Source organism: Corynebacterium sp. HMSC072D12, assembly GCF_001813925.1.
GTDB classification, from domain to species: domain Bacteria; phylum Actinomycetota; class Actinomycetes; order Mycobacteriales; family Mycobacteriaceae; genus Corynebacterium; species Corynebacterium aurimucosum.
Genome location: NZ_KV814392.1, coordinates 91,313 through 106,979, shown reverse-complemented (window position 1 = coordinate 106,979; position 15,667 = coordinate 91,313). Strand labels below are relative to the sequence as shown.

Annotated in this window: 18 protein-coding genes; 12 read left to right on the top strand and 6 right to left on the bottom strand. The window is 64.3% G+C overall.

The annotated features are described in order from the left end of the window. Positions 1-57: 57 nt before the first annotated feature. Both HMPREF2943_RS12720 and pdxS read right to left on the bottom strand, forming a co-directional pair. A complete protein-coding gene (locus HMPREF2943_RS12720; protein ID WP_371325743.1) occupies positions 58-867 on the bottom strand; it encodes a type 1 glutamine amidotransferase family protein in 810 nt (269 codons plus the stop codon). 95 nt (positions 868-962) lie between these two features. Further along, positions 963-1,865, bottom strand: a complete 903-nt coding sequence (gene pdxS, locus HMPREF2943_RS04115) for a pyridoxal 5'-phosphate synthase lyase subunit PdxS (RefSeq protein ID WP_049157099.1) — start codon at positions 1,863-1,865, stop codon at positions 963-965. 81 nt (positions 1,866-1,946) lie between these two features. Here pdxS and HMPREF2943_RS04110 point away from each other — a divergent pair, with 81 nt between their 5' ends. From HMPREF2943_RS04110 to HMPREF2943_RS04095, 4 genes are all read left to right on the top strand, one after another. After that, positions 1,947-3,245, top strand: a complete 1,299-nt coding sequence (locus HMPREF2943_RS04110; protein WP_070710868.1) for a MocR-like pyridoxine biosynthesis transcription factor PdxR — start codon at positions 1,947-1,949, stop codon at positions 3,243-3,245. 44 nt (positions 3,246-3,289) lie between these two features. Next, the gene (locus HMPREF2943_RS04105; protein ID WP_070710867.1) at positions 3,290-3,904 is read left to right on the top strand and encodes an MBL fold metallo-hydrolase; all 615 of its coding nucleotides are present in this window, start codon (positions 3,290-3,292) and stop codon (positions 3,902-3,904) included. A gap of 138 nt (positions 3,905-4,042) precedes the next feature. Then, a complete protein-coding gene (locus tag HMPREF2943_RS04100) occupies positions 4,043-5,362 on the top strand; it encodes an O-acetylhomoserine/O-acetylserine sulfhydrylase (RefSeq protein ID WP_070710866.1) in 1,320 nt (439 codons plus the stop codon). Then, on the top strand, positions 5,310-6,509 hold the full coding sequence (locus tag HMPREF2943_RS04095; protein WP_236659323.1) for a homoserine O-acetyltransferase MetX: 1,200 nt from the start codon (positions 5,310-5,312) through the stop codon (positions 6,507-6,509). Before HMPREF2943_RS04100 ends, HMPREF2943_RS04095 begins: the two co-directional genes overlap by 53 nt. 50 nt (positions 6,510-6,559) lie before the next feature. Here HMPREF2943_RS04095 and HMPREF2943_RS04090 read toward each other — a convergent pair whose 3' ends face one another. Beyond that, positions 6,560-6,883 carry a DUF3017 domain-containing protein gene (locus HMPREF2943_RS04090; RefSeq protein ID WP_070710932.1) on the bottom strand — a complete coding sequence of 108 codons (324 nt, stop codon included), beginning with the start codon at positions 6,881-6,883 and terminating at the stop codon, positions 6,560-6,562. Positions 6,884-7,100: 217 nt separating this feature from the next. Then, on the bottom strand, positions 7,101-7,955 hold the full coding sequence (locus HMPREF2943_RS04085; protein WP_070710865.1) for a bifunctional methylenetetrahydrofolate dehydrogenase/methenyltetrahydrofolate cyclohydrolase: 855 nt from the start codon (positions 7,953-7,955) through the stop codon (positions 7,101-7,103). A gap of 24 nt (positions 7,956-7,979) precedes the next feature. Between HMPREF2943_RS04085 and HMPREF2943_RS04080 the strand changes: the two genes are divergently transcribed. From HMPREF2943_RS04080 to HMPREF2943_RS04060, 5 genes are all read left to right on the top strand, one after another. Next, positions 7,980-8,450, top strand: a complete 471-nt coding sequence (locus HMPREF2943_RS04080) for a tRNA (cytidine(34)-2'-O)-methyltransferase (RefSeq protein WP_070644396.1) — start codon at positions 7,980-7,982, stop codon at positions 8,448-8,450. Between the two features lie 47 nt (positions 8,451-8,497). Next, complete coding sequence (locus tag HMPREF2943_RS04075) at positions 8,498-10,369, top strand: pyruvate kinase (RefSeq protein ID WP_070710864.1); 1,872 nt, start codon at positions 8,498-8,500, stop codon at positions 10,367-10,369. A gap of 109 nt (positions 10,370-10,478) precedes the next feature. Further along, positions 10,479-10,727, top strand: a complete 249-nt coding sequence (locus HMPREF2943_RS04070; protein ID WP_070644399.1) for a FeoA family protein — start codon at positions 10,479-10,481, stop codon at positions 10,725-10,727. A gap of 3 nt (positions 10,728-10,730) precedes the next feature. Further along, a complete protein-coding gene (gene feoB / locus HMPREF2943_RS04065; protein WP_070710863.1) occupies positions 10,731-12,665 on the top strand; it encodes a ferrous iron transport protein B in 1,935 nt (644 codons plus the stop codon). Then, positions 12,665-12,928: a hypothetical protein gene (locus HMPREF2943_RS04060; protein WP_070710862.1), complete on the top strand. Its 264-nt coding sequence runs from the start codon at positions 12,665-12,667 to the stop codon at positions 12,926-12,928. The genes feoB and HMPREF2943_RS04060 overlap by 1 nt, the downstream gene beginning before the upstream one ends. Here the strand turns inward: HMPREF2943_RS04060 and HMPREF2943_RS04055 are convergent. After that, positions 12,906-14,420, bottom strand: coding sequence for a PH domain-containing protein (locus HMPREF2943_RS04055; RefSeq protein ID WP_246817264.1), 1,515 nt, complete (start codon positions 14,418-14,420; stop codon positions 12,906-12,908). The two genes, HMPREF2943_RS04060 and HMPREF2943_RS04055, sit on opposite strands and share 23 nt — an antisense overlap. Then, positions 14,417-14,866 carry a PH domain-containing protein gene (locus HMPREF2943_RS04050; protein WP_070446450.1) on the bottom strand — a complete coding sequence of 150 codons (450 nt, stop codon included), beginning with the start codon at positions 14,864-14,866 and terminating at the stop codon, positions 14,417-14,419. The genes HMPREF2943_RS04055 and HMPREF2943_RS04050 overlap by 4 nt, the downstream gene beginning before the upstream one ends. Before the next feature lie 58 nt (positions 14,867-14,924). Between HMPREF2943_RS04050 and HMPREF2943_RS04045 the strand changes: the two genes are divergently transcribed. The 3 genes from HMPREF2943_RS04045 to HMPREF2943_RS04040 are packed head-to-tail and all read left to right on the top strand — an operon-like array spanning position 14,925 to position 15,662. Continuing rightward, positions 14,925-15,185 (top strand): helix-turn-helix transcriptional regulator, encoded by a 261-nt coding sequence (locus HMPREF2943_RS04045; RefSeq protein ID WP_070446452.1) that lies wholly within the window; start codon positions 14,925-14,927, stop codon positions 15,183-15,185. A 7-nt stretch (positions 15,186-15,192) separates the two neighbouring features. Beyond that, positions 15,193-15,315, top strand: coding sequence for a hypothetical protein (locus HMPREF2943_RS12690; protein ID WP_256364858.1), 123 nt, complete (start codon positions 15,193-15,195; stop codon positions 15,313-15,315). After that, a complete protein-coding gene (locus tag HMPREF2943_RS04040; RefSeq protein WP_246817263.1) occupies positions 15,315-15,662 on the top strand; it encodes a hypothetical protein in 348 nt (115 codons plus the stop codon). The genes HMPREF2943_RS12690 and HMPREF2943_RS04040 overlap by 1 nt, the downstream gene beginning before the upstream one ends. The last annotated feature ends 5 nt before the right edge of the window (positions 15,663-15,667 follow it).

Below are 15,667 nucleotides of genomic sequence, written 5' to 3'. Positions count from 1 at the left end.
AGTGATAGGTATTTGCCGAAAGAGCTCGCGGGCAGAAAGGGGTGCGGACAGAAAGAGTTAATAGGCAAAGGACGCGAGCCACGCGGCGTGGAGGCGCGAGTCGCCGTTTTCTTCCGGATGGAAGCTCAGCGCTGTGACGTGCCCCTGCCGCACACCGACGATCACTTCGTGTCCCGCAGTAAGACGAGTTAGCTCCCCGTCATGCCCGGCACTATCTGCGCACGCCACACCAGATTTAGCGCTCGCACCCGCACTGAGAACTTCACTGCTGCTTGCCGCGCCACTAGCCCTTGCCGCGCCACCAGCCGCAGTACCACGCGCAGGGGCAGGCACCGTGGCGATGACCTCGACGCCTTCACCCACGCGGGTAACGATGGGCGCGCGGATGAAGCTCGCCTCGATGTCTAGCGTGATGCTTCGGGCCCCTGTGTCAGGAGCCTCGGTGTCGTCATGCGCCGCGGCGTCTCGGGACTCGGTGCGCCGCGTCCCGGCCTCGGAGGCCTCTACATCGGGTCGCTGACTTTGCATCGCGACGGGAACGACGCGCTCCTCGGAGAAGCGTTGGTTCCCGAAGGCGTTGCGGCGCACGGTGACGTCGATAAGCCCCAGCGTCTGCTGGCCCGGCGCGGGGTTCTCCAGGTCGCGAGCGCTGTAGATAAGCCCCGCGCAGGTGGCAAGAACCGGCAGCCCGCCCTCGACGGCTCGGCGCAACGGCTCCGCGACGCCGAAGGAGCGCGCCAGCTTATCGATGGTGCTCGACTCTCCGCCCGGCAGAATGATTCCGTCCAGCCCGTCGAGATCCTGCGGCAAGCGCACCCGGCGTGTTTTAGCGCCGAGGCTCACCAGCACAGCGATGTGCTCTTCCACTCCGCCTTGCAGCGCAAGCACTCCGACGAGCGGGTGTGCCATGTCTGCCGCCATCGTGCCCGTTGCGCGCTCTATGTTCATCGCGCGCACCGCGTTTACCAGCCGCGCTCGGCCAGGCGGTGCGGGGCGGGGATGTCGTTGACGTTGATGCCCACCATGGCTTCGCCCAGGCCGCGGCTAATCTTGGCCAGCTCGGCTGGCTGATCATAGAGGGTGGCAGCCTTAACGATGGCTTCCGCGCGCTTCGCAGGCTCACCAGACTTGAAGATGCCGGAGCCGACGAAGACGCCTTCGGCGCCCATCTGGCGGACGAGCGCGGCGTCGGCAGGCGTGGCCACACCACCAGCGACAAACAGCACGACCGGCAGCTTGCCGGTCTCCGCAACCTCAGCAACAAGGTCATACGGTGCCTGCAGTTCCTTGGCTGCGACGTAGAGCTCGTCGCGATCCAGGTTCTGGAGGCGCGCGATTTCACCCTTGATGGTGCGCAGGTGCTTGACGGCCTCGGAGACGTCGCCAGTGCCAGCCTCGCCCTTGGAGCGAATCATGGCCGCACCTTCGGTGATGCGGCGCAGGGCCTCGCCCAGGTTCGTCGCGCCGCACACGAAAGGAACGTCGAAATCCCACTTGTTGATGTGGTTAACGTAGTCGGCCGGGCTGAGCACCTCGGACTCGTCGATGAAATCGACGCCCAGCTCACCCAGAATCTGTGCCTCGACGAAGTGGCCGATGCGGGCCTTCGCCATCACCGGGATATCCACGGCGTTGACGATGCCCTCGATGAGGTCCGGGTCAGACATGCGAGCCACGCCGCCCTGAGCGCGGATATCGGCCGGTACGCGCTCGAGCGCCATGACGGCGGACGCACCCGCATCTTCAGCAATTCGAGCCTGCTCCGGGGTCACGACATCCATGATGACGCCGCCCTTGAGCATGTCAGCCAGTCCACGCTTGACGCGCGTCGTGGCGCGTCCCTGTTCAATCTTCTGTTCAGTCATGGCTCACATAGTGGACCAGGAAATTGGTCCAAGACAAGAGCCATTTTTAGAGTGTTGAATTAGACCACTTATGATGGGGTCGTGACTTTCCGCCTCGATCCATCTGATACGCGCGCTCTGCCGGTGCAGATTGCCGAAGCCCTCCGCACCCAAGTCGCGGCGGGCATTCTGCTGCCCGGAGAGCAGGTTCCGTCAACCCGTTCGCTGGCGCGCGATTTGGGCATTTCCCGAGGCAGCGTGGTTACCGCCTACGAACAGCTCACCGCCGAGGGCTACCTCACTGCGTCGGTGGGCTCGGGCACCATCATCAACCCTCACCTACCCCACGGACGCACCCCACAGCCCGCCCCGGCACCGCGGCCCTCCCCTACCCCACCGCGCGTAGAGTTGACGCCGGGTTTGCCCGATACCGAAGGAATCATCACCCCCGAATGGAGGGCGGCGTGGCGCAAGGCCGCGGTGAATCCTTCCGGCGATCTCCCCCGCGAAGCGGCCGCGCACCTGCGCCACATGCGCGGGCTCACCGTCGACCCGGCCTACGTCGTCATCACCGCCGGCGCCCGCGACGGGCTGTCGGTGCTGCTGCGCGCGCTGGGCAGCCAGTTGCGCGTGGGCGTGGAGTCCCCCGGGTACCCCAGCCTGCGCCGCGTCCCCCAGGCTTTGGGCCACACGCTTGTCGACGTCCCCACCGACGCCCACGGCGTCACCGTCCCCACCGTTGACCTCGACGTTCTCATCGTCACCCCCTCCCACCAGCACCCTTATGGCGGTTCCCTGCCGGCGGCCCGGCGCGCGGAGCTCGTCGAATGGGCACGCAGCAACGACGTGCTCATCATCGAGGATGACTTCGATTCCGAGCTGCGCTACGTCGGCCAACCTCTTCCTGCCCTGGCCGCGCTCGCCCCAGAGCACACCGTCTTGCTGGGAACGTTTTCTTCGGTGATTTCGCCGTCGATTGCCTGCGGCTATCTGGTCGTGCCACCGAGCTTACGCTCGGCGGTGGATCGCGTGCGGGAGGTCTTCGGCCAGCCCGTCGGCGCAATTCCCCAGGCGGCGCTGGCGAACTATCTGGCCAGCGGTGCGCTGCGGCGGCATACCGGCCGGATGCGCCGCGCCTACAAGCGCCGCCGCGACCTCGTCCAAGCCGCGCTGGAAGACGCTCCCGCTACCCTTCTGCCCATCCACGGCGGACTCCATGCGGTGTTGCTATGCGACAACGCTGTGGTCGACCGCGCGGCTTCCCTAGGGCTGACGCTCACCCCGCTCAGCGATTACTGGGGCGGCGTGGCCGCCGAGGAAGGCGTGGTCTTGGGCTTCGGGCATTTGAGCGATGTTGAGCTCGCCGCCGCGCTGGAGCTGGTTAAGCAGGCCCTAGCGTAATAATCCGTGGCGCAGCCACTCTGCGCCACGCTAGCGTTGGCGGCATGAAGATTTCGTTACATGGACAATCCGCCGTGGCCGTCGAAGCGCCCCAGGGCCGCATCATCATCGATCCCGGTCCTCTTTCAGACCTCAGTTGCCTGGATAATGCCGGCGCGGTGCTGCTCACTCACGCACATGGCGACCACCTCGACGTCGACGCCGTGCGCGCGAGCGGCCTACCGGTGTGGGGGACGCAGGAAGCCGTAGACGCCATCGGTTCCGGGACCGCAGTCCAGACAGGCGAGGAGTTCGAAGTCCTGGGCCTGAGAATCCGCGCGGTGGGCGGGCTCCACGAGGAAATCCACCCCAACATCCCACGTCCGGAGAACCTGGGCTATTTCTTCAATGGAGTGCTGCACCCCGGCGACCAGTGGGTTACCTCGGAAGGACGCACGGTAGACGTCCTCCTGCTCCCCATCGCCGGGCCGTGGGTGCGCGGGGCGGATGCCGCGGATTACGCCATGCGCATCGGTGCGCGCGTGACAGTACCCATCCATGACGCCGTACTGTCCGACGCCGGCAAGCAGATCACCGACGGCATGCTCCAACGCGCCGGCGTAACCGGCTACCAGCGCCTGCTCGTTGGGGAAAGCATCGACATCCAACAGCGGCCTTGAGCCTTCGCACTGCATGGAGATCTACAGCACACACAGGCCTCCAAACCAACCGCTCGGTCTATTTTTATTCTCGGGCTTGCCTGCGGTTTCTAGAAAGCCACTAACAGCACTGAACCGCTTGGTCTAGCCTTTTGTGACATGAGCACCAAATACGATAATTCCGCAGTCAACGAGTGGTCCTTTGCCACCCGCGCCCTCCACGCCGGCCAGAACCTGGACGGCTCCACCAACGCACGCAACGTGCCGATTTACCAGACCACGTCCTACGTCTTCAACGACGCCGAGCACGCCGCCAACCGCTTTAACCTCTCGGATGCCGGCCCGATTTATACCCGCCTGACCAACCCCACGCAGGATGCGCTCGAGGAGCGCCTCGCTTCCCTCGAGGGCGGCGTCGCCGCCGTAGCTTTTGCTTCCGGCCAAGCCGCCGAAACCGCCGCCATTTTGAACCTGGCCTCCGCCGGCGACCACATTGTTACTTCCCCGCGCCTTTACGGCGGCACCTCCACCCTCTTTACCGTTACCTTGAAGCGCCTCGGCATCGACGTCACCCTCGTCGAGAACCCGGATGACCCAGCCTCCTGGCAGGACGCCGTCCAACCGAACACCAAGGCCTTCTACGGAGAGACCTTCGGCAACCCAGTCGCCGATGTCCTCGACATCCCCGCCATCGCTGAGGTTGCGCACAAGAACCAGGTCCCGCTCATCGTGGACAACACCATCGCCACCGGCGCACTCGCCCGCCCGCTGGAGCTGGGCGCGGATATCGTCGTCGTCTCCACCACCAAGTTCTACAGCGGCAACGGCTCCGCCATCGGCGGTGCCATCATCGATGGCGGCTCCTTCGATTGGACCGTCGAGCGCGACGGCGAGCCGGTCTTCCCCTACTTCGTTACCCCAGACGAGGCTTACCACGGCCTCAAGTACGCCGACCTGGGCGCACCAGCCTTCGCTGTCAAGGCGCGCGCGGGCCTGTTGCGCGATACGGGTGCCGCCATCTCCCCCTTCAACGCCTGGCTGACGCTGAATGGTATTGAGACGTTGCAGTTGCGCGTCGAGAAGCACAATGCCAACGCTCAGGCCGTGGCCGAGTACTTGGAGTCCCACGCCAAGGTCACCACCGTCAACTACGCCGGCCTGGACTCCTCCCCGTACAAGCAGGTCAAGGAGAAGTTGAGCTACGACTACACCGGCTCCGTGCTCTCCTTCGACATCGACGGCGGCCGCGAGGAGGCCTGGGCGTTCATCGATGCGCTGAAGCTGCACTCCAACCTGGCCAACATCGGCGATACCCGCTCGCTGGTGGTGCACCCGGCGACCACCACGCACTCCCAGTCCGACGAGGCCGCTCTCAAGGCCGCGGGCATTACCCAGGCCACGGTGCGCCTGTCGGTGGGCATCGAGGATGTCAACGACATCATCGCCGACCTCGAGCGTGGGTTCTCGGCCATTGGTTAGCCCGATTCCGGAACTCGCGCCCGAAGGCGAGCTCGCCGTCGTCCCCATCGGTGACTTCACCACGGAAGCAGGCGCCGTGCTTGCCGACGCCCACGTGGCCTACCAACGCTGGGGTGCTTTCGCCGGCGACCCCGACGGCGTCAACAACGTCTTGGTGGTTGAGCACGCGCTGACCGGTGATTCCAACGTGGTGGATTGGTGGTCCGACCTGGTCGGCCCCGGCAAGGCCCTAGATACGACGCGCTGGTGCGTTATAGCCACCAATGCGCTCGGCGGCTGCAACGGATCGACGGGGCCGAAATCGTTGCACCCGGATGGCAAGCCGTGGGGCGGGCGCTTCCCGGCGCTGTCGATTCGGGACTTGGTGGAGGCTGAGCACGACTGCCTGAAGCAGTTGGGTATTTCGCGTGTGCACGCGGTACTCGGCGGCTCGATGGGCGGTGCGCGCACGCTGGAGTGGAGCTTGTTGCACCCAGAAAGCGTGTCGGCGGTGTGCGTGATTGCGGTATCGGCTCGGGCTTCGGGGTGGCAGATTGGTATCCAATCGGCGCAGATTTCCGCCATTGAGCGCGACCCGTTCTGGCACGGCGGAAATTACTACCTCACCGATAAGTCGCCGCGGGATGGTCTGGCGGCGGCGCGCCGCATTGCGCACCTGACGTATCGCGGCGAGCAGGAGATCGATGAACGCTTTGGTGCCCAGCCACAGCAGGGCGAAAACCCTTTGGGCCCGCACCGAGAGCTCAACCAGCGTTTCGCGGTGAACTCCTACCTGGATTACCAGGGGGCGAAACTCACCGAGCGCTTCGATGCAGGTTCCTATGTGGTGCTCACGGAGGCGTTGAACCGGCACGACGTCGGCCGCGGACGCGGTGGGCTCATCAAAGCACTGGCGGCATCGCAAGTGCCGACGATGGTCGTGGGCGTGGACACCGATATCCTCTACCCCTATCACCAACAGGAGCACATCTCCCGCAACGTTAACCACCTGCTGGCGATGGCCAAGATTGTCTCGCCCGTAGGGCACGACGCCTTCTTAACGGAGACTCGGCAGATGAATCGCATCCTGCGCAACTTCTTGTTGCTCTCCGCGCCGAATGGCCTTGATGTGGGCCCTGCCTACGTCGGCGACGAATACTATATCTAAAGAGCCGTGTGGCTCTTTTCAGGAGCCACACGCATCACGATCCCAGCGCGTCACGATCCCAGCGCGTCAATGGAAAAAGCCAAGAACGCCATCGCCGCGCCCAAGATGCCGGTAAACCAGGCATCGAAGCGCCGGGAGCGTACCGCAAGCACGCCGACTCGCGAGGAATCACACGTCAGGCGCACCACCGTAAGCCACACCAGCGCCCCGCCCAACAGCAGCGTGGCGCGGCGCCAGTGCTCAAACACGGCATAAAAACCCGAGACCGCGACCGCCACCACGAACAGTCCAATGGCCACCCACTGCACCGCCGGCGGCAGCGCCGAAGGTTTCAGGTGCGCGTCGTGGGGATTGGACAGGGATACCGGCGGCACAGCTTTCCCGCGGGCCTGGTTGGCTCCACGGTTGCGCACGCGGCTGGGGGCTTGGCCTTCAGCCTGCGCATGGGCTCGCCCCTGAGCCGAGGGCCGGGGAACTCGTCGCGCTTGGCGCTGCGGGGTCGCCTGTGACTGTGCAGGTTGATCCGTCATTCTTGCTACTCACATGCTCAAGTTAGACGTGTGTTTACAGTGCACGTTCTTATAGTGAACGTTATTCAGCGGCGAGCTTTTCGGCGCGCTCGACGATATTGCTGACCAGGAACGCACGGGTCAGCGGACCCACGCCACCCGGGTTCGGGGAGACGTAGCCAGCCTTCTCCCAGACGTCCTCAGCCACATCGCCGGCGAGTTTGCCGTCGACGCGGGATACGCCGACGTCGAGAACCGCAGCGCCTTCCTTGACCATATCGGCGGTGAGCATGTGCGCCTTGCCTGCGGCCGCGATAATGACATCGGCCTCACGGGTTTCTGCGGCGAGGTCCTTGGTGCCGGTATGGCACAGCGTCACCGTGGAGTTCTCGGTGCGGCGGGTGAGCATCAGGCCGATCGGGCGGCCCACGGTCACACCGCGGCCAATGACCACGACCTTCGCGCCATCGAGCTCTACCCCAAAGCGGCGCAGCAGGTGGATGCAGCCATTCGGCGTGCACGGCAGCGGGGCATCCTCGTTGAGGACCAGCTTGCCCAGGTTGATCGGGTGCAGACCATCGGCATCCTTGGCTGGGTCGATGAGCTCCAGCACGCGGTTTTCATCCAGGTGCTTCGGCAAGGGCAGCTGCACGATGTAGCCGGTGCAGGCGTCGTCGTTGTTGAGCTCTGAGATGACGCGCTCCAGCTCCTCCTGGGAGACGTCGCCAGGCAGATCCTTGCGAATCGAGTTGATACCGAGCTTCTCGCAGTCGCGGTGCTTCATCTTCACGTAGGAATGCGAACCCGGATCATCGCCCACCAGGACCGTAGCTAGGCCCGGGGTAATCCCTTTTTCCTTGAGGGCGGCCACGCGCTGGGCTAGGTCCTCGAAAATCTCGTCGCGGTACAGGTTGCCATCTAGTTTGGTAGCGCTCATGCACACCATCCTAGACTGATGCCTATGAGCAGCTTGCACATTGTCTTCGACAACCCCGTGATCCCTACCAACACCGGCAACGCTATCCGCACCGCCGCCGTCACGGGCGCGAGCCTGCACCTCATCGAGCCGCTCGGCTTCAACTTCGAGGACAAGCACCTCAAGCGCGCAGGCTTGGACTACCACGACCTGGCAGACCTCAAGATCCACAAAGATTTCGATGCCTGCATGGAGGCCCTGCCCGGCGCGCGCGTTTTCGCGTTCACCACCCACACTGATAAGTGGTTTACCGACGTGGAGTACCAAGAAGGCGATGTCCTCCTCTTCGGCACCGAGCCGACCGGCCTGCCGGAGGAGCATGCCTTCCACCCCCGGGTAACGGAGCGCGTGCGGATCCCAATGATGCCGGCACGACGTTCGATGAATCTCTCCAACGCGGCCTCAACTGCCGTGTATGAGGCTTGGCGCCAGCTCGGCTTCCGTGGCGCGGTCTAACAAGTCGCGGCACAATATGGGTGGACTTTCACATCGAAGGAGACACCGTGCCTAGCCTGCGCCCACTGCTTGATTCCCTCATTACCCGCGTCGAAGCTTCGTCTGCCGCCCACGCCGCGCAGATAGCGCGCGTGGATCCCGTCCACCGCCCCGGCGCGGTCAACCTCGTGCGTTATATGGAATTGCGTTCCCAGGACGCCGTCGAACTGCAGGAAGGCCTCACGGCCTTGGGTGCTACGAGCCTGAGCCACCCGGAGCCCGCGGTGCTAGAGCGCCTCCACGCCGCGCGCAATGTGCTCGACGCCTTCGACGGCCAGGCGCCGACCTACCCCGTGCAGCCCATCGCCTCGGCGTATGCAGACGCCGACGATATCCTCGACGCCAACACCGAGGCCCTCCTCGGTCCTACCCAGGAGGACACGCACGCGCGCATCATGGTGACTCTTCCCACCGAGGCTGCGGAGGATTATGAGTTGGTCCTCGGTTTCGCCCGCGCGGGTATGGAATTAGCCCGTATCAACTGCGCCCACGATGACCAGGCGGCGTGGGAGAAGATGGTGGAGCACGTCCACCGCGCCGCTCAAGAGGTGGGGCGCGAGATTCTGATTTCCTGCGATATTGCTGGCCCCAAGGTCCGCACCGGCACCATCGAGCCGGGCCCGCAGGTCATCCGCGTGCGCGGCGAGCGCACCGCAGCAGGCGAACTGCTGAGTCCGGCAACGCTCGTGCTTCACGACGCCCCCTCTACCGACCACGCCCACGGGGTGGCGGGGGAGGCGTCGCCAAGCGCGGCGCGCCCAGCGGTAGCGCTAGAGGTAGAAGGTAAGTGGCTAGCAGGGCTTCAGCCCGGCAGCGAGGTCCGCTTCACCGAAGCGCGCGGGCGCTCCCGTGTTTTCACCGTGGAGAGCACGCAAGCGGGCGTGGCCGTTCTGCACGGGGAGCGCAACTGCTACCTCGCCGAAGGGACGGTGCTCAACCACGGCGGGGAGATCACCCGGGTGCATGGGGTTCCGGCCCTCGAGCAAAAGATTCGCCTGCACCGCGGGGAGGAGTTGGTGCTCAGCACTTCGCAGGAGCCGGCGCGCATCGCGGAGGGTGAGGTGACCACTATTGGGTGTACGCTGCCGGGGGTGGTCGGTGCGCTCGAGGTGGGCGACCGGGTGATTTTCGATGACGGCGCCATCTCCGGTCGTGTCCGCGAAGTGCGGGTGAATGGTGCGGCGCGCGAGGCCGTCATCACCGTGGAGCATGCCGGGCCTACCGGCACCAACCTGGCGGCATATAAGGGAATCAATGTGCCGGATACTGACGTCCCGCTGCCCAGCCTCACCGAGGAGGACATCGAGGCGCTGCGTTTTGTGGCCACGCACTGCGATATCGCAGCGGTCTCCTTCATCCGCACGCCCTCTGATGTGTCCTTCCTCTACGACACACTCGAGGCGATTGCCGCTGAGCAGGACTCGGAAGAGATGGCACAGCGTGTGCGTGACCTGGGCATCGTGCTCAAGATTGAGACGGTTCCCGCCTATGAGCAGCTGGGAAGCGTGCTGCTGGAGGGCATGCGGCATGCCAAGTTCGGCATCATGATTGCGCGTGGTGACTTGGCTGTGGAGCTGGGATTTGAGCAGATGGTCCAGGTGCCGGGGCGCATCATGAAGGTCGCGGAGGCGGCTCATATCCCAGTCATCATGGCCACCCAAGTTCTGGAGACCCTGGCCAAGACCGGGCTTCCCTCCCGCGCGGAAATCACGGACGCTGGCTATGCGCTGCGCGCGGAGTGCGTCATGCTCAACAAAGGCCCGCACATCACGGAGGCCATCCAGATTCTGGACCGCATGTCCCGCAAGCTGGGCCAATCACGACTGAAGAATCGCCAGCGACTACGCCAGGTGAGCAGCTGGTCCACTCCAAACGCTTAATGCGCCGCGTGGTGAGGGTCACCTAAGACAAGTCGCCGAAAACTAGACACACCTACCTTTACTAAGGGTAACCTATATCGGTAGTGCTGATCGAGAAAGAGAGCCCACCGTGACGTTGCCTGAATGTCCACGACAAACCGCCGACGCTATCCCCATGGGATGCACCATCACCTTGGGGAAAGAGTGCATTTCCTGCACCTGTGACGCCGCGCTAGCGGTGCGCCTCGGCGAGCTGGGAATCCGCCCCGGCGCCACGTTGACCATGGGCCCGCGCGTCGCCGGCGGCGCGCGGGTGGTGTCGGTGGGCAGCTGCCGCTACGCCATCGATAAAGCGACACTACAAGCCATCGAGGTCTAAATCATGGCCACCACGAAACCCAGCTGTCACGGCAATCCGGGCGGCGCGGTCGCCCCTGCCGGAGCACCCATCATCGCACTCGTCGGCTCCCCGAATTCCGGCAAGTCCACGCTCTTTAATGCCCTGACCGGTGCGAAGGCGCAGACCGGCAATTGGCCGGGAACTACGGTTGAGGTCAGCCGCGGCGCCTGGAAGCTGGGTGAATCCACCGCCGATCTCATCGACTTCCCCGGCACCTACTCGCTCGACCCGCTCAGCCCCGATGAGGCGCTCACCCGCGCCATGCTCATCGATTGCCCCGCAGATGAGCGCCCCGACGCCGTCGTCGTGGTCGTCGATGCCAGCGCCGTCGCGCGCGGCCTCAACGTCGCCCTCCAGTTGGCGGAGCAGCCCTACCGCCTCATCATCGCGCTGACGAAGACCGACGTGGCGCTCAACCAGGGACAGGTCGTCGACGCCTCTGCGTTGGCCGAGGCCACCTCCATCCCGGTGGTGGAGGTTGATGGGCGTAGGAGGGAGGGCGTCGAGAAGCTGCGCGAGGTTGTAATGGAGTCTTTGGCAACTGAGCCCGTGCAGCTGCGCGAGAATGCTGGTTTGGAGGACCGCTTCGCCGAGCTCGACGCCGCCGCAAAGGCCTCGGTGAGCGAGGTCGAGCACGCCACGCCCCTCTCCCACCGCCTCGATGCGGTAGCCCTTCACCCGGTAGCCGGGCCGTTGCTGTTCTTGGCCGTGATGTGGGCGGTCTTCCAGATCACCACCACCGTGGCCGCTCCCCTGCAGGATGGCTTGGAGGCGCTGGTCTCCGGCCCGTTGAGCGACTGGGCGCGGGCGGGGCTAGAAACCATCGGCTTAGGCCACCCCCTCGTGATGGGCCTGCTTGTCGACGGCCTCATCGGCGGCGTCGGCATGGTCCTCACCTTCGCCCCACTCATGGCGCTAATGTTCTTGTGTTTGGCGGTGTTGGAGGATTCCGGCTATATGGCGCGTGCGGCGGTGGTCACGGATCGCCTTATGCGGGCCATCGGCCTGCCGGGCAAGGCGTTCATCCCCATTGTTGTGGGCTTCGGCTGCAACGTGCCAGCGATTTCGGCCACCCGTGTGCTGGGCAGCCCGCGGCATCGCATCATGACCGCGCTGCTCATCCCGTTTACCTCGTGTTCGGCGCGTTTGGTGGTCTTCGTCATGCTCTCGGCTACGTTCTTCCCGGAGCATGCCGGCAGCGTGGTGTTCATTATGTACGTCATTTCCATCGCGCTGCTCGTGCTGGTGGGGCTAGCCCTGCGCAGGACTCTGTGGCGCGCGGTTCCGGAAGAAGCACTCGTTATTGACCTGCCGACGTATCAGCTACCCACGGTGCGCTTGGCGCTCAGCGTGATGTGGACGCGCCTGAAGGGCTTCTTGCAGACGGCTGGCGGCATCATCGTGAGTACCGTGGTTGTGGTGTGGCTGCTCATGGCCATCCCGGTTGGCGCTGCGGTGCAGGATTCTTCGTGGGGTGAACCACCAGCCCCGGAGGATTCAGCCTATGGCGCGGTCGCGCACGCTATCGCCCCGGCCTTTGCACCGGCCGGCTTCGATTCTTGGTCCCTGACCGGCCCGCTGGTGACCGGTTTCGTGGCCAAGGAGGCGCTGATTTCTACATGGGCACAGACCTACGCGGTCGAGGACGTCACCGATGCCTCCGCGGAAGAGCAGTCGCACAGCGCGCTCAGCGATCACGTGCGGGCTGACTTCGAGCAGGCTTCCGGCGGTCACCCGCTCGCCGCGGTGTGGGCCTACATGCTCTTCCTGCTGGCCTATACTCCCTGCGTGGCCACGATTGCCGCGCAGCGGCGCGAGATCGGCTGGCGCTGGACGCTCTTCGGCTTCGGCGTCCAGCTGGCCACCGCGTGGGTGCTGGCCGTAGCGGCCTTCCAGGTGTTGAAGGTGTTTATCTAATGCCTGCCTCCCCCATCCAGGCGGTGCAGAAAGCGATCGAGGACGGAGTTCGCTCGCGCGTGGGCCTCGTGGCGAAGACAGGGCTGGAGCCCGGGACGGTCGATGTCATCCTGGATCACCTCACCGCCAGAGGGGTCCTCGATATGGAGCCGCTCGGCTCCTGTCCCGCAGGCGGATGCGGGTCCTGTTCGGCGGCCTCGGCGTGTGCCGGCCCTAGCAGCACCCGCGGTCCGGTACTGCTTAAGCTTCGTCGCCGGCCTTAAGCTCCTGCGACCCACGGCTCGCACCGTCGCGAGAGTTGTTACGCGGTTTGTTGCGTAGGTCTTGGTGGAGCCCTCTCTGCAGTTTGCCGTTCGGTTCATTGATCTGCTCCAGCACGGCGTCCAGGGATGGCAAGGGGCGGGAGCGCAGGCGGGCGAGGAGCTCGGAGGCGTCGGCAGGCGTGAGGTCCTGGCCAGCCATCTTGACTGGGCCCGCCACAAGGTCGAAGCGCACGGTGCGCACGCCTGCAAGGTGACCCAGCGGCCCCACCTTGAGAGTGAGCTCCTGGATGTGCGGAGTTCCAATCACCATGACGCGGCGGTTGATGCGACCGCGGTGCACGATGGTCACGGGAAGCGGGGAATCCACCAGTGTCACCGACTGCTGCTTGCGGTCGATGGGGCTGATCCACGTCGCCCGGCGCGGCGAGGTGTAGGTGGGCTGGGTGTGCCCCTCGGGTCGGGCATAATCCTCGATCTGCGTGCGGTCCAGATCGGAGATGAGCTCTAAAAGCTCCAGCGCCTGCTCGCGGGTGCCCACCGGCAGGATGCGCGTAGAACCAGATTGCTTGCCGCTGCCCTTAGCGCCGTAGCCGGCCACCGACACATTCACTTCGTACCAGCCCAAACGCCGCCACAGGAAAGGCTGGCTCACCCGCACGCCGTGAATGCGGCTGATGCGGATAGTTTGGCGGCGTCGGTCAGCAAGGCCATAGGAGACGTTGAGGGCGTTGGTGGGGGCGTCGTGAAGCGCGGTGAATTTCCAGGAAGAATCCACCAAACCCCACACACTTCCCACGTAACCCACGATGATGGGCAACAGCGCGGTCCACATGCCCGGAATGAAGAGCAAACCGCCAATAACGAGCGCGCTAATCAGCGTGGGCAGACGCAGCGCCTCGGCAGCAATCGTGCGCAGAATGGGAATTTCCGGGATCAGGGCGGTGGCTTCCTCCGCTTCTGGTGCTGGCTCACTGGTAGGACCTTTATTCGTGCGCCGCAGCAACTCCGCGCGTAATTCTTCCGCCTTCGCCTTGGACAAGTACTCAATTTTGATGACGGAAGAGGTGCCACCCGCGGTCTCCACGCGCACTGCTGCCAGCCCCAACAGGCGCGCGATGACGGATTCCACAACGTCTACCGCTTGAATGCGCTCGTAGCGCGCAGAGCGGAAAGACGTAGAGATGACCCCATGGCGCAGAGCGATTTCATCCTCGGTGAGCTTGTAGCCCAGCTTGCGCCACCAGATTCCTGACATCAGCCAAATCACCGCGCACACGAGCACGAAGCCGCCGGCACCCAGCAGAGTGCCGCGGCCGATCTCGCCCAAGTGCCCGCTCTGCAGGTAAGACAGAACATCAGAAATCATGGAGGCGTTGATGTTCACCGCAAAAATGGCGAGCAGCGCCAGAATCAGCGACCAAAAGCGCAGCAGCGGGGTGAGGCGGTGGACGCGGGTGTAGCCGTCGACGTCGACAAGCGCGCGGTCCTTCACAGCCCACTCATCCTCTCGCGGGCCTTGACGGCGAGGCGCTCGCGCAGGGCGTCGGCGTCTGCGGCAAGGAGGCCGGGAATGGTGGCGTCGCTGCTGGGCGACGCCGTGTGCAACTGCACCTTCTTCAGCCCCATCGCGCGCTCGATAGGGCCGGCGGTGACGTCGACGAATTGGATGCGGCCATAGGGCACGACGGTGAAGGTGTGCCAGATTTTGCCGCGCGTAACCAAGAGTTCGTCGGCGGTTTCCTGCCAGCCTAAGTTCCTGACTTGGGCGGGGATGAGCCAGAGTTCGTAGAGCGCCCACACGATGAGCGCGCCGGCGACCCAATAGAGCCAATCCCACCAGAAATACGCCGCCCCGGCCGCCAGGGCAGCAAGAATGACGTCCCAACTCAAACGCGAAATGTAGCGGGCTTTAGTGAGTGACGGGGATACGGAATTCATGCCGCAACTTTAACACGAACCCTTGACAAGTCGTTGGGTTTATACAACACTGTGGTGCATGTCCCCAAAGAAAAAGCCAACCCGCCCACTATTTAACCGGGTCCGCGTGCTCCGCGTTGAACGGGACATGACGCGTGCACAGCTTGCCGACGCCATCGGGGTCAACCCCCAAACCATTGGCGCCCTCGAGCGCGGTGACCACTCCCCCAGCCTGGATCTTGCTTTCAACATCTGCGAGGTCTTCGACTTACCCGTGGAAGCCGTGTTCTCCCGGACCGAATTCACTCCTATGTCCTCCGAAATCTACCGAAAGGGATAAGCCACACATGTCCGCCTCTATTCCCGATTCCGTCAAGGCCCGCAAGCGCTACACCACCCTGGCTGAGCTCTCCACCCTCCTCATCTGCCTTCCCTTCCCCTGCAGTTCTGGGACCTGTTCACCTCACTGATGGTGGCCGCCCTCGGAACGCTACTAACCGCACTGCTGACCGCCCGCCTCCGCAGAACGATTGGCGCCGCTGACCTTCCCACGACGGAACTCGATGAGTACCAAATGCAGCAGCACGTCGAAGCGCGTGACGACGGCCTCAAGTTCTCCCTCGCCGCACTTGTCATTCTGCTGCTGCTCACCGGCATCATTAGTTGGGGTGCGCGAACCATGCCCATCATGGATGGCGTGTTCGTATCCCTGCTCTACTTCAAGCTCATCCTGCTCTTGCTGGTGTGGCTACCCTTCTCCGTGGCGCGTTCCCTCGCTGGAAAGATGAACCGCGACAAGCTCATCTCCAAGGAGTAAACCGC

Excerpts from the sequence above, each read along its gene's own strand:
- feoB (WP_070710863.1), top strand. The coding sequence starts at position 10,731 with ATGGCCACCACGAAACCCAGCTGTCACGGCAATCCGGGCGGCGCGGTC.
- HMPREF2943_RS04060 (WP_070710862.1), top strand. The coding sequence starts at position 12,665 with ATGCCTGCCTCCCCCATCCAGGCGGTGCAGAAAGCGATCGAGGACGGA.
- HMPREF2943_RS04100 (WP_070710866.1), top strand. The coding sequence starts at position 4,043 with ATGAGCACCAAATACGATAATTCCGCAGTCAACGAGTGGTCCTTTGCC.
- HMPREF2943_RS04105 (WP_070710867.1), top strand. The coding sequence starts at position 3,290 with ATGAAGATTTCGTTACATGGACAATCCGCCGTGGCCGTCGAAGCGCCC.
- HMPREF2943_RS04040 (WP_246817263.1), top strand. The coding sequence starts at position 15,315 with ATGGTGGCCGCCCTCGGAACGCTACTAACCGCACTGCTGACCGCCCGC.
- HMPREF2943_RS04080 (WP_070644396.1), top strand. The coding sequence starts at position 7,980 with ATGAGCAGCTTGCACATTGTCTTCGACAACCCCGTGATCCCTACCAAC.
- HMPREF2943_RS04085 (WP_070710865.1), bottom strand. The coding sequence starts at position 7,955 with ATGAGCGCTACCAAACTAGATGGCAACCTGTACCGCGACGAGATTTTC.
- HMPREF2943_RS04045 (WP_070446452.1), top strand. The coding sequence starts at position 14,925 with ATGTCCCCAAAGAAAAAGCCAACCCGCCCACTATTTAACCGGGTCCGC.
- HMPREF2943_RS04050 (WP_070446450.1), bottom strand. The coding sequence starts at position 14,866 with ATGAATTCCGTATCCCCGTCACTCACTAAAGCCCGCTACATTTCGCGT.
- pdxS (WP_049157099.1), bottom strand. The coding sequence starts at position 1,865 with ATGACTGAACAGAAGATTGAACAGGGACGCGCCACGACGCGCGTCAAG.
- HMPREF2943_RS12690 (WP_256364858.1), top strand. The coding sequence starts at position 15,193 with ATGTCCGCCTCTATTCCCGATTCCGTCAAGGCCCGCAAGCGCTACACC.
- HMPREF2943_RS04095 (WP_236659323.1), top strand. The coding sequence starts at position 5,310 with ATGTCAACGACATCATCGCCGACCTCGAGCGTGGGTTCTCGGCCATTG.